At 73.1% G+C, this 12277-nt stretch carries 12 protein-coding genes; 6 read left to right on the top strand and 6 right to left on the bottom strand.

All coding sequences use genetic code 11. The annotated features are described in order from the left end of the window. Positions 1 to 47: 47 nt before the first annotated feature. Together lepB and AF335_RS28890 are read right to left on the bottom strand one after the other, a co-directional pair. Positions 48 to 812, bottom strand: a complete 765-nt coding sequence (gene lepB, locus AF335_RS28895; RefSeq protein ID WP_102921375.1) for a signal peptidase I — start codon at positions 810 to 812, stop codon at positions 48 to 50. Positions 813 to 935: 123 nt separating this feature from the next. Beyond that, on the bottom strand, positions 936 to 1325 hold the full coding sequence (locus AF335_RS28890; RefSeq protein WP_102921374.1) for a cupin domain-containing protein: 390 nt from the start codon (positions 1323 to 1325) through the stop codon (positions 936 to 938). A gap of 53 nt (positions 1326 to 1378) precedes the next feature. On the opposite strand from AF335_RS28890, the gene AF335_RS28885 reads away from it, so the two are divergent. Together AF335_RS28885 and AF335_RS28880 are read left to right on the top strand one after the other, a co-directional pair. Next, positions 1379 to 2371 carry a helix-turn-helix domain-containing protein gene (locus AF335_RS28885; RefSeq protein ID WP_102921373.1) on the top strand — a complete coding sequence of 331 codons (993 nt, stop codon included), beginning with the start codon at positions 1379 to 1381 and terminating at the stop codon, positions 2369 to 2371. A gap of 175 nt (positions 2372 to 2546) precedes the next feature. Next, positions 2547 to 3050 (top strand): DinB family protein, encoded by a 504-nt coding sequence (locus tag AF335_RS28880; RefSeq protein ID WP_102921372.1) that lies wholly within the window; start codon positions 2547 to 2549, stop codon positions 3048 to 3050. Positions 3051 to 3055: 5 nt separating this feature from the next. On the opposite strand, the gene AF335_RS28875 is transcribed toward AF335_RS28880, so the two are convergent. Continuing rightward, complete coding sequence (locus AF335_RS28875; RefSeq protein ID WP_102921371.1) at positions 3056 to 3454, bottom strand: VOC family protein; 399 nt, start codon at positions 3452 to 3454, stop codon at positions 3056 to 3058. Between the two features lie 170 nt (positions 3455 to 3624). On the opposite strand from AF335_RS28875, the gene AF335_RS28870 reads away from it, so the two are divergent. Then, entirely contained in the window at positions 3625 to 3921 is a 297-nt protein-coding gene (locus tag AF335_RS28870; RefSeq protein ID WP_102921370.1) for a cupin domain-containing protein, read from the top strand. A gap of 55 nt (positions 3922 to 3976) precedes the next feature. On the opposite strand, the gene AF335_RS28865 is transcribed toward AF335_RS28870, so the two are convergent. Continuing rightward, positions 3977 to 4207 (bottom strand): hypothetical protein, encoded by a 231-nt coding sequence (locus tag AF335_RS28865; protein ID WP_102921369.1) that lies wholly within the window; start codon positions 4205 to 4207, stop codon positions 3977 to 3979. Positions 4208 to 4476: 269 nt separating this feature from the next. Next, positions 4477 to 5244 carry a MerR family transcriptional regulator gene (locus AF335_RS28860; protein WP_102921368.1) on the bottom strand — a complete coding sequence of 256 codons (768 nt, stop codon included), beginning with the start codon at positions 5242 to 5244 and terminating at the stop codon, positions 4477 to 4479. Between the two features lie 164 nt (positions 5245 to 5408). On the opposite strand from AF335_RS28860, the gene AF335_RS28855 reads away from it, so the two are divergent. The 3 genes from AF335_RS28855 (at position 5409) to AF335_RS28845 (ending at position 10685) form a co-directional block, all read left to right on the top strand. Then, entirely contained in the window at positions 5409 to 6965 is a 1557-nt protein-coding gene (locus AF335_RS28855) for a serine/threonine-protein kinase (RefSeq protein ID WP_102921367.1), read from the top strand. 227 nt (positions 6966 to 7192) lie between these two features. After that, positions 7193 to 8821, top strand: a complete 1629-nt coding sequence (locus AF335_RS28850) for a succinic semialdehyde dehydrogenase (RefSeq protein WP_102921366.1) — start codon at positions 7193 to 7195, stop codon at positions 8819 to 8821. Between the two features lie 70 nt (positions 8822 to 8891). After that, complete coding sequence (locus tag AF335_RS28845) at positions 8892 to 10685, top strand: GMC family oxidoreductase N-terminal domain-containing protein (protein WP_102921482.1); 1794 nt, start codon at positions 8892 to 8894, stop codon at positions 10683 to 10685. Positions 10686 to 10743: 58 nt separating this feature from the next. Here the strand turns inward: AF335_RS28845 and AF335_RS35250 are convergent, their stop codons facing one another. Next, complete coding sequence (locus tag AF335_RS35250; RefSeq protein WP_184743370.1) at positions 10744 to 11871, bottom strand: LAETG motif-containing sortase-dependent surface protein; 1128 nt, start codon at positions 11869 to 11871, stop codon at positions 10744 to 10746. Positions 11872 to 12277 lie beyond the last annotated feature (406 nt).

The following is a 12277-nucleotide window of genomic DNA, read 5'->3' as shown; positions in this document are numbered from 1 at the left end:
CGTCCCGCGCCGCCGCGTTCCCCCGGCCGGGCCACCACGCGGCACACCTAGTGCGTCGGCAGCGTGTCCCAGCGGGAGATCGGCCATGCCACCGCGACGGCTCGCCCGATCACGTTCTTCACGGGTACGAAGCCGTGGTCCGGGGCCTCCCGGTGCAGGCGGGAGTCCGCGGAGTCGTTGCGGTGGTCGCCCATCACCCACAGCTGACCCTCGGGGACCTTGACCGTGCCGGCCGGGGAGTCGTCGCAGGGAGTCGCGTCCGGGTGGAGGTACCGCTCCTTCAAGGGCTTCCCATTGACCTTCAGCGGCTCGCCCGCCTTGCAGGTGACGGTGTCGCCGCCGATCCCGATCACCCTCTTGACCAGGTGCTTCTCATCCGCGGAGGGCATCAGGCCGATGAAGGAGAGCGCCGTCTGCACGCTGCGCGGGACGGTGCCGTCCTCGTCCGGGAGCTGCTGCGCCCAGCCGTCGGGGGCGCTGAAGACGACGACCTCGCCGCGCTCCGGCTTCGCGCCGAACCACGGGGTGAGTTTGTCGACCAGGACCCGGTCGTTGATCTGGAGGGTGTTCTCCATCGAACCGGAGGGGATCGAGAACGCCTGCACCAGGAAGGTCTTGATCAGCAGGGCCAGGACCAGCGCCACACCGGCGAGTATCAGGAACTCCTGCCACCAGGGACGTTTCTTCCGGGGCTGCCTGAGCTTCCGCGGCTTCCGGCCCGGTCCGCGGGTCTTCCCCGGCCATCGCCGTGTCCCGCCCCGGCCCTCGCGGTCCGCGGCCGCGCGCTCCTCCTCAGTCCTCACGTTCACCATTCCTCTGCCGTGTCCGAGGGCTCCGATGAGCACTCACGGACATTCAACGAACGGCAGTTCCCCCCTCTCGCCGGGCTTCCGGAGCACCCCCGTCGCCCCGGAAGCCCGGCGTCACGCGGCCGCTCAGGACAGGGCGTGCCCCGTCGTCTCGTCCACGTGGTCGGGGACCTCCTCGTGGCGGTCGCCGACGGTCGACGTCCCCGAGGGCTCGAACAGCAGGATCGTCGCGCCCGTGGGGGCGGACGGCTTGTGCTCCGTGCCGCGCGGGACCGTGAACATCGAGTTCTTGGGGAGGACGACCGTGCGCTCCTCGGGGTCCCGCAGGGAGATGCGGAGTTCGCCGTCGAGGACGAGGAAGAACTCGTCGGTGTGGTCGTGCACGTGCCAGAGGTGCTCGCCCGCCACCTTGGTGAGGCGTACGTCGTAGTCGTTGACGCGGGACACGATGCGGGGGCTCCACAAGGCGTCGAAGGAGGCCAGGGCCTCGTGCAGGGCGATGGGTGCGTTACTCATGCCGCCCATCCTGGGGACTGTCCGGACGATCGTGTGAGTGCTAGAAATCGCATATGCCGCAAGAATCCTCGCACGCGGATCCCGCGCCCCGGCTCCACCGCGTCGTCGTGATCGTCGACGCGAACTCGAATCCGTTCGAGCTCAGCTGCGCCATCGAGATCTTCGGCTTGAGCAGGCCCGAACTCGGGCGGGAACTGTACGACTTCGCCCTCTGCGCCGCCGAGCCGCACACCGTCATGCGGGACGGGTTCTTCACGCTCACCGGGGTCGCCGGGATCGACGCGGCCGACACCGCGGACACCCTGATCGTGCCCAACCGGCCGGACACCCACGTACCGCGCCGCCCGGATCTGCTGGACGCCGTGCGGCGGGCGCACGCGCGGGGCGCGCGGCTGGTGGGGTTCTGCAGCGGGGCGTACACGCTGGCCGAGGCGGGTGTGCTGGAGGGGCGCCGGGCCACCACCCACTGGCAGTGGGCGGACGGGTTCCGCGCCCGCTTCCCCGGCGTGCGCCTCGAACCGGACGTCCTGTTCGTGGACGACGGCGACATCCTTACGGCGGCGGGCAGCGCGGCGGCGCTCGACCTCGGCCTGTACATCGTGCGCCGCGACCACGGTGCCGAGGTCGCCAACTCCGTCAGCCGGCGCCTGGTGTTCGCCGCGCACCGGGACGGCGGGCAGCGCCAGTTCGTCGAGCGGCCCGTACCCGAGGTGCCGGACGAGTCGCTGGCCCCGCTGCTGGCCTGGGCGCAGGAGCGGCTCGGCGAGCCCCTTACGGTGGCCGACCTCGCGGCGCGGGCCGCCGTCAGCCCCGCGACCCTGCACCGCCGCTTCCGCGCCGAGCTCGGCACGACGCCGCTGGCCTGGCTCACGGGGGAACGGGTCACCCTGGCCCGCCGCCTGATCGAGCGCGGCGAGGAGCGCCTTGAGGTGGTGGCCCGCAGCAGCGGCCTCGGCACGACGGCGAACCTGCGGGCGCGGCTGCGACGGGACACGGGGCTCAGCCCGTCGGCGTACCGGCGGAGGTTCGGCACGGCTGTGGGGTGAGCGCGGTCGGCTGGGATGCCTGGGCCGGGATCCCTGGGCCGTGACGTCTGGTCTGGACGCCTGGCCTGGTAACCCGCCGGGGGCGCCCGGCCCCGGCGGCCCGTACCGCCGTCCGCCGTCCCGCCGTCGCTTAAATCGGTCGACGCCGGGTGCCGGCGAGCTGGATCATGCGCCGGTGACCCGTACCGACACGCCCCCCACCTGGGACGAACGCGCCTCCCTGACGACCTTCCTCGACTACGCCCGGGACACCGCCCGCGCCAAGTGCGAGGGGGTGACCGCCGAGGACGCCCGTAAGGCGCCGCTGCCCGGCTCCCCGCTGATGACCCTGTGCGGGCTGCTCAACCACCTGCGGTACGTCGAGTACTACTGGTTCCAGGTCGTCTTCCTCGGGGAGGAGGACACGATTCCGTGGACCGAGGACGACCCCGACTGGGAGATGCGCACGGCCGTCGACATCCCGCTGCCGGAGATCCTCGCCGCGTACGAGGAGCAGAGCGCCCGGTACCGCGAGCTGGTGGCCGCGACGGACCTGGAGGCCCGGGCGCGGCGGGCGGTGCGGGACGGGCGGCACATGACGCTCCGGTGGGTGCTGATGCACCTGATCGAGGAGACGTCCCGGCACAACGGGCACCTGGACGTGGTGCGGGAGCTCGTGGACGGGCGGACGGGTTCGTAGGGACCTCAGTGCCCGGTGCGGCGCCGCTGGATCAGGTCCCAGCGGTTCCCGTACAGGTCCTGGAAGACGGCCACCGTGCCGTAGGGCTCCTGCCGGGGCGCGCCCTCGAAGGCGACGCCCGCCGCCAGCATCCGCGCGTGGTCGCGCGCGAAGTCGTCGGTGTCGAGGAACAGGCCGACGCGCCCGCCCGTCTGGTTCCCGATCCGCGCCTCCTGGGCGGGGTTGGCCGCCCGGGCGAGGAGGAGGCCCGCTTCCCGGGCGCCGGGCGGCGAGACGACCACCCAGCGCTTCCGCTCGTCGATACGGGTGTCCTCGACGAGCGCGAAGCCGAGGACGTTGACGTAGAAGTCGATGGCCTCGTCGTAGTCGCGTACGACGATGGCCACCAGTGCGAGGTGATTCATCCGGTGATGATGCCTCATGGGCTCTTACCGTGCGTCCGGTCGGGCGGAGCCGGGCCGGACGAGTGTCATGTCACCCTTCATGTCACCTTTCGTGCCGCCCCGGCCCGTGGCCGCCAGGCTTTACCCGACGGTCAGCCAACGCGTCGCGTCGCGCGACTAGCGTCCGGGACATGGAAAAGATCAAGGTTGTGGACGTGGCGGCCGGACTGCCCGAGGCGTGGCGGTCGGCCGTACTGGGGGAGACCGGCGGGGCCCGGGTGAAGGCGCTGCGGATGGCCGGGGAGGGCCTGCCGCCGGAGTCGCACGCGGAGGCGGAGGCGCTGTTCGTGGTGGAGGGGCGGCTGGAGCTGCTGGTCGAGGGGGAGGAAGTGGTGCTGGAGGCGGGGGAGATGTACGTGGTACCGGCCGGAGCGGTGCATTCCGTGCGGCCGGGCAGCCGGGGCGTACTGCTGCTCGTCGAGGGCTGACGGGCCTTCCCCTCGCCACGGGCCGCCCGGCGACGCGCGACTCCGGCGCCTGCGCTCATGACCGGCCCTCTCCTCGCCCCGCGGCCTCTCCGGCGCTCGGGCGGCCGGGTCCGGCGGGCAGGCGGGTGTAGCTGACGGCGGCATGCACCACGAGGGCGATCGGCAGGGCGAGGAGGAGGTTCCACGGCACCAGGCCGGAGGCGGCCAGGAGCCAGCAGACCGGGAGGGTCAGGGCCGTGGGGAACGTCGTGGCCAGGGCGGTACGGATACGGGTTCGGCGGTTCATGTTCAGGTCCTTTTCGGGAGGGGTGCTCGGGGCGGGGGGGTACGGGGCGGGTGCCTCGGCGCGGGGCTTTTTCCCCAGTCCCGCCCCTTCCCGTAACCGGGGGCTGACGCCCCGGGCCCCCTTCCGCGCTCCGCGCGGTGTCCTCAAACGCCGGACGGGCTGAATTTCCGCTCGGTCCGGGCAGAATCAGCCCGTCCGGCGTTTGAGGACCGGGGTCCGGGGCGGAGCCCCGTTCGGGAAGGGGCGGGACTGGGGAAAAAGCCGCCCGGTCAGGGCCGGGCGTCCCGGGCCGCCTCCAGATACTCCGCCAGCCCCCGCCATCCGTCGGCCGCGGCGGGCGTCTCCCCGGACATCGCCGCCGGGTCCTCGTGCCAGGCGCCCCGCACCCCGGCGGAAACGGTGGTGTCGCCGCCGGTGAACAGCGCGCTCAGCTCGTCCATGCGCGCCACCAGCCGCCGTACCTTCCGGTCGGTCGGAGGAGTGCCCGCCGCCCGGAGCCGCTCGGCCCTGCGGTACAGCTCCGGCCACTCGACCTCCAGCAGGTAGTGCGTCGCGGGCCCCAGGGCCGCCGCGCGGGTGCGCAGGACCTGGATCCCGTCGGGGTCCAGGTGACGGCGCAGGACCTCCTCGCTCGCCGTGCCGGTGCCGCCGATCGCCCGCAAGGCGTCGAGCAGCATCGTGGTCGTGGGCGCCTGGCCGGCGGACAGCTCGTCGTCGAGCCGTACCAGCCGCTGCCGGAGGGCGCCGAGGGCGGCGAGGGACGATTCCACGCCCGCCAGGTGGTCCCGGACCAGCCGCGCCGGGTCGAACCCGCCGTCGAGGCAGAGCGAGATGCTCTCCAGGCCCAGCCCCAGGCTGCGGAGGGCCAGCACCTGGTACAGGCGGACGAGGTCGTCCTCGGTGTACTCGCGGTGGCCTCCCGCACTGCGCAGGGACGGGCTGAGCAGGCCGACGGTGTCCCAGTGGTGCAGGGTGCGCACGGTCAGCCCGCTGGCCTCGGCGAGCGCGCCCACTTTCCAGGTGTCGGAAACAGTCATGCCCCAACCATGCAACCTCACGTAACGTCAGGTTCAAGTCCGATCGTCCTTACGGTCAGCCGGACACCCCGCGCGGGGCGTCCGGCAGGCGAATCCGGCCGACCCGGTCGACCCGGCCGCCCCGTACGGGGTAGCGCCGGTGGGCCCTGGGGCAAGATGTGCTCATGGGGACCTTCGCCGCGCACGATGGTCTGATAGCCGGCCGCTACCGCCTCCGTACGAGGATCGCCCGGGGCGGCATGGGCACCGTATGGCGGGCCACCGACGAGCTCCTGGCCCGTGAGGTCGCCGTCAAGGAACTGCACGTCGACGGCGGCCCGCTCGCCGGTGCCGCCACGCGTGCGCAGCTCGACCGCACCCTGCGCGAGGCCAGGGCCGCCGCCCTGATCAGCCATCCGAACGTCGTCGTCCTCCACGACGTCGTCGTGCAGGACGGGCGCCCCTGGATCGTCATGGAGCTCGTCGAGGGCCGCACCCTGTCCGACGTGCTGGTGGCCGACGGGCCGGTCGGCCTGCCCGAGGCGGCCAGGATCGGGGTCGCGCTGCTCGGGGCCGTCCGCGCGGCCCACGCGCGCGGGGTGCTGCACCGGGACATCAAGCCCGCCAACGTCCTGCTGGAGACCGGCACCGGACGCGTCGTCCTTACGGACTTCGGAGTCGCCCACGTGTCCGGTGCCACGACCCTTACGGAGAGCGGCGCGTTCGTCGGCTCCCCCGAGTTCACCGCGCCCGAGCGGATCGCGGGCGCCGAGACCGGCGCCGCCTCCGACCTCTGGTCCGTGGGCGTGCTGCTGTGCGTCGCGCTCAGCGGGGAGTCGCCCTTCCGCCGGGACTCCCTCGGCGGCATCCTCCAGGCCGTCGTCCACGACGAGATCCGGCCACCCGTCGGCGCGGGCCCCCTGCTGCCCGTCGTACGCGGCCTCCTGGAGCGCGACCCCCGCCGCCGGATGGGCGCCGACGAGGCCCAGCGGCTGCTGCGCGCGTACCTCGCCCCCGTCTGCGAGCCCGCCGGAGGGCAGCGGGGCTCGCCTCCGCCCTACGCCCCGTACGGGCCCGCGAGCCGGGCCCGCGTCGCCCTTACGGCGGCCGTCGCCGTCGTGGCCCTGGCCGGTGTGGGCGCCGGGCTGGCCGCCCTGCTGTCCGGCCGGGACGCCGTCGGCCCGCTCGCGCCGACGGGGGCCGCGAGCGGGCCCCTGCCCCGGTCCCGCCCGACCGTCTCCCCGCCGCTCTCCGGGGCGCAGCCGCCCGTCTCCGCCCCCGTCCGGGCCCCCGCCGGATACCACGCGGTCCAGGACCCGGCCGGATTCGCCCTCGCCGTCCCCGACGGCTTCACCCGCTCCTTCGAACCCCCGCGGGTCTTCTACTACTCGCCCGGCAAGGAGTTCAGCCTCGGCGTCCTCATCCAGGACCCGCAGCCGGGCGGCCCCGCCGGCACCCTGCGCACCGCCGCCGCCCGGGCGCCGTCCCGCTACCCCGGCTACCGCGGCGCCACGGTCACGGAGACCCGCCACCGCGGACTTCCCGCCGCCTCCTGGGAGTTCACCTGGGACGGCCCGGACGGGAACCGGACCCTGCGGACGTACGACATCTGCTGGGACGAGGCGGGCAAGTCGTACGACGTGTGGGTCTCGGGACCGGCGGCGCGCGCCGCGCAGGTGCGCCGCCATATGACCACGGCCCTCGACACGTTCGTACGCGTCAGACCCGTTTCGAGCCCCTGAGGGCACGGGGCGAGGCCCCCACCGGCCCCGGGCGGGCCCGTCCCGCCAACCCCTACGTCCTCACCGCGCCGCGTGCCGCCGCGGGCGACGGCCGTAAGGGCGGCGACAAGCTCTTCGAGAACGTCGTCAAGTACCTCAGGATTCAGGAGTAGTCGAGCGCGGGGGACCGGCGAAATCCGGTTACTAACGGGTACCCAAAGCGCGCCGCCCGACATACGCTCAGCCGCATGACCGACTCGCGGCACAGCGCAACAGCAACGACGGTGGCGGCGGAGAACGGCGGCAATCCTGTCGCCCCGGCGGGCACGCGGACCGCCGCCGACGTCGTCACGCCCACCCTCGTGGCCCGTCTCACCCGGGGCGTGATCGGCTCCGGCAGCACCCTCAACCACACGCCGTTCACCGGCGAGAAGCTCGCCGACCTGCCGGAATCCACCCCGGAGGACGTCGCCACCGCCTTCGCGCGCGCACGCGAGGCGCAGCGCCACTGGGCCGCCGTACCGGCACGCGAACGCGCCGCCGTCATGCTGCGCTTCCACGACCTGGTGCTGCGCCGCCAGTCCGAGGTCGTCGACCTGATCCAGCTGGAGACCGGCAAGGCGCGGCTGCACGCCCATGAGGAGGTCCAGTCCGTCTCCGTCGCCGCCCGCCACTACGGGCGCAAGGGCCCCGCGTACCTGCGTCCCAAGGGCCACACAGGCGTCATCCCGACCCTGACCAAGGTGACCGAGCTGCGCCAGCCGCGCGGCGTCGTCGGCCAGATCGCGCCCTGGAACTACCCGTTCGAGCTGTCGGTCGGCGACGCGCTGCCCGCCTTCGTCGCGGGCAACGCCGTCGTGATGAAGCCCGACACCGAGACCGCGCTGACCGCCCTCTGGGCGCGCGAGCAGATGATCGAGGCCGGTCTGCCGGAGGAGGTCTGGCAGGTCGTCCTCGGCGAGGGCCCGGTCATCGGCCCCGCCGTCGTCGCCCACGCCGACTACGTCTCCTTCACCGGCTCCACCCGCACCGGCCGCGAGGTCGCCCAGGGCGCCGCGGCCCGCCTGGTCGGCTGCTCCCTGGAGCTCGGCGGCAAGAACGCCATGCTGGTCCTGCACGACGCCGACATCGAGAAGGCCGCCGCCGGAGCCGTCCGCGGCGCCTACTCCTCCGCCGGCCAGCTGTGCATATCCATCGAGCGGCTGTACGTCCACGAGTCGGTCGCCGACGAGTTCACCGAGCGCTTCGCCGCCCGCACCAGGGCCATGCGGCTCGGCACCGGCCTCGCCTACGGCGCCGACATGGGCTCGCTCGTCTCCGAACGGCAGCTGGAGACCGTGACGCGGCACGTCGAGGAGGCCGTCGCCAAGGGCGCCACCGTGCTCGCGGGCGGCCGCCCCCGGCCCGACATCGGCCCGCTCTTCTACGAGCCGACCATCCTCGAAGGGGTGGAGGCGCCCATGGCGGTGTGCACCGAGGAGACCTTCGGCCCCGTCGTGTCGGTCTACCGCTTCCGGGACGAGGACGAGGTGATCGAGCGCGCCAACGCCACCCCGTACGGCCTGAACTCCAGCGTCTGGACCAAGGACGCCCGCCGGGGCGCCGCGGTCGCCGCCCGGCTGCGCACCGGCACCGTCAACATCAACGAGGGCTACGCGGCCGCCTACGGCAGCGCCCAGTCGCCCATGGGCGGCATGGGCGACTCCGGCCTCGGCCGCCGGCACGGCTCCGAGGGCATACTCAAGTACACCGAGGCCCAGACCGTGGCCCACCAGCGGATCCTCCCGATGGGCCCGGCCTTCGGGATGACGGACGAGAAGTACGCGGAGTTCATGACCCGCAGCCTGCGGGTGATGAAGGCACTGCGCCTGCGCTGAGCGCGGTGCCGGAAGTACCCCGCCGGACCGCCCCGTGGCGTTCCGGCGGGCTGTCCTGCCGGAGGTGGAGATGTCAGCGTTCGACTACGACGTGATCGTCGTCGGCTCGGGGTTCGGCGGCGCCGTGTCCGCCCTGCGCCTGACCGAGAAGGGCTACGACGTCGGGGTGCTGGAGGCGGGCCGGCGCTTCACCCGGGACACGCTGCCCAGGAACTCCTGGGACCTGCGCAACTACCTGTGGGCACCCGCCCTGGGCCTCTACGGCATCCAGCGCATCCACCTCCTCGGCAAGGTGATGGTCCTGGCGGGCGCGGGCGTCGGCGGCGGCTCCCTCAACTACGCCAACACCCTCTACGTACCGCCGAAGGCGTTCTTCGACGACCCGCAGTGGGCCGGCATCACCGACTGGCGGGAGGAGCTGCGGCCGTACTACGACCAGGCGCGCCGGATGCTCGGCGCCCGCCTCAACCCGACCATGACGCCCTCGGACGTCCATCTCAAGGCGGCCGCCGAGAAGATGGGCGTCGGCGACACCTTCCACATGGCGCCCGTGGGCGTGTTCTTCGGCGACGGCAAGGACGCCGACGGCACGGAGAAGGCCCCGCCGGGCGGGGAGGCCGCCGACCCGTACTTCGGCGGCGCGGGCCCCACCCGCAGGGCCTGCACCGAGTGCGGCGAGTGCATGACCGGCTGCCGCCACGGTGCCAAGAACACCCTCAACGAGAACTACCTGCACCTCGCCGAACAGGCCGGCGCGGTCATCCACCCGATGACCACCGTCGTCGCCGTCACCGAGCACCGGGACGGCGGCTACCGCGTCGTCACCGTCCCCACCGACAAGCGTCACACCGCCGCCCGCGCCCGGCCGAGGGTCCTGCGCGCCCGGTACGTGGTCGTCGCCGCCGGCACCTACGGCACCCAGGCGCTGCTGCACACCATGAAGGACAAGGGGCTGCTGCCCCGCGTCCCGGACGTTCTCGGCCGCCTCACCCGCACCAACTCCGAGGCGCTGGTGGGCGCCCAGACCGACGACCGCCGTTACCGCAAGGCCCACGGCGAGCCCCGCGCCGACTTCACCCGCGGCGTCGCCATCACGTCCTCCATCCACCCCGACGCCGACACCCACATCGAGCCCGTGCGGTACGGCAAGGGATCCAACGCGATGGGCCTGCTGTCCGTGCTCCAGGTGCCGGTCGGCACCCGGGCACCCCGGGCGCTCGCCTTCGCGGCGCGGTGCGCCCGGCACCCGGTGCAGCTGCTGCGCTCGCTGTCCAACCGCCGCTGGTCCGAGCGGACCATCATCGGGCTGGTCATGCAGTCGCTGGACAACTCCCTTACGACCTACCGTAAGGACAAAGGCATCGGCAAAGGACTGCTCACGGCCCGGCAGGGGCACGGCGCGCCCAACCCGACGCAGATCCCGGCGGCGACCCGGGCCGCCACCCTGCTCGCCCAGGAGATCAACGGCTTCGCGGGCAGCAACGTCGGCGAGCTGATGGGCACCCCGCTCACCGCGCACTTCATCGGCGGCTGCCCCATCGGCGCCGACCCCTCGCGGGGCGTCATCGACCCCTACCACCGGCTGTACGGGCACCCGGGGATCTCGGTCGTCGACGGCGCCGCCGTCTCCGCCAACCTCGGCGTCAACCCGTCCCTGACCATCACGGCCCAGGCGGAGCGCGCCATGTCGCTCTGGCCGAACAAGGGCGACGCCGACCCGCGCCCGTCACAGGGCCGCCCGTATGAGCGGGTGGCCACGGTCGAGCCGCGGTACCCGGCGGTCCCCAAGGAGGCGTTCGCGGCGCTGCGGCTGCCGTTCCTGGCGGTGCCGCCGGTGCCTCCGGCGCGGCCGCCCGAGGCGTAGAAGGGAGTAAGGCCCGCACTCCAGGAGTGCGGGCCTTACCTGTTCACCGAGCCGGTGCTCAGGTGTTGTTCTTACGGCGCCGCGTGACGGCCACGGCCGCGCCACCCGCCACGACGGCGGCCCCGGCGAGCCCGGCGATCACCGGGGTCGAGGACGAGGAACCGGTCGTGGCGAGCTCACCGTTGGCCGAGGAGCTGGACGCACTTCCCTGGGCGGACGTGCCGCTGCCACCCGTGGTCGTGCCGCCGCTCGTGGTGGTTCCGGCGGTTCCGGTGCTCGAAGAGGCGCTGGCGCTCGCGCTCGCGCTGGGGCTGGCACTGGAACTGGCCTTGGCGGAGGAACTGGGGCTCGGGCTGGCGGAGGACTTGGCGCCGCCGCCGGGCCGGCTGGGCGAGGGGGAGGGGCTCTTGGAGTGGTCGATCTTGCCGGGCTGGGTGTCGGCGGGCAGGATCTGGAGGGTTTTCCGGTCCTTGATCTTCTCCGAGTCCTTGGCCTTGGCCTCCGTCTTGCCGCACACGTCGTCCTTGCCCGCGAAGATGCCGGAGTGGTACGTGCTCGCGGCGCCGGCCTTTGCCTTGCCGTCGACCTTCAGCCGGAGCTTGGCGTCGGTGTACTCGTCAGGCGGGAGGTCATCGACATAGCCGAAGTGGATCGAGTCGTCACGCTTGTTGGTGATCGGTTGCCAAGTCCCCTTCGGGTCCTGCCACTCCAGCGTCACGAACTCGGTCGAGTCGGTGCTGGCTGCGTCGGACACCCAGCTCATGGTGTCCACGTGGAGACAGATCGACTTCAGGCGGTCTTTTGAGGAGTTGGTGGCCCGGAGGAAGAACTCCTGCGGGTCGGCACCGGCGACGACCTTGTCGGGGAACCTGATCAGCTCGGTGGTGGCCCGCTTTTCCTTCGAATCGGCCTGCTTCTTGCAGGGGTTCTCCGAGGGCGGGTTCTTGTCGTCCGCGGCCGGGACCGGCAGAACGGCCTTCCCGGCCGCCGGGGCGGCGGAGGGGTCCTTCGCCCCGCCGCCCGAAGAGTCCTCGGACGTGGCGGGCGCGGTGTCGCCGGACGAACCGGCGTCCACGGACCCTGCGGGCGCCGCCGGCACGGCGTACGCGGCCGGGGCCGCGAGCAGCGCGGCGGGAGCGATCGCAGCCGTGACAGCGGCAGTCGCCAGAGCGCGGCGAAGCTTCATGGAGACCTCTGGGTTCCGAAGTAAAGGCCGTCGCGGTGGGGGGAGAGCGCGGTATGGCCGTGCTGGTTGGCACGTTCACCCGTCATCGTAGGACGCCCCATGTGACACCAGATCACCCGCCGCGCACACGTGAGCGATTTCACAACCGCCTCGGGCGGGGGCACGGCGAAGGGCCCCGGGCCGCCTCCGCGGGGGCGTGCGGGCGGCCACGGGGCCCTTGACTGCCGGCACCGAGGGTCAGGGCAGGGTCGGTGCCGCGGAGCGGCGCCGGGGGGAGCGCCGCGGGCTTTCGCGTGCTGGGCGGTGCGGGGAAGTGCCTGGTGCTCGGAACCGGTGCTCGGAACGCTTGTCCGGAGCGGGTGTCCGGGCCGGTCCGGGGTGCGTACCGCCGCAGGGTCGAAGGGAT

The sequence above is a fragment of the Streptomyces eurocidicus genome (genome assembly GCF_002891295.1).
GTDB lineage: Bacteria > Actinomycetota > Actinomycetes > Streptomycetales > Streptomycetaceae > Streptomyces > Streptomyces eurocidicus.
Note: the sequence above shows the minus strand (reverse complement) of the source record. Positions and strands in the feature narration are given on the sequence as shown.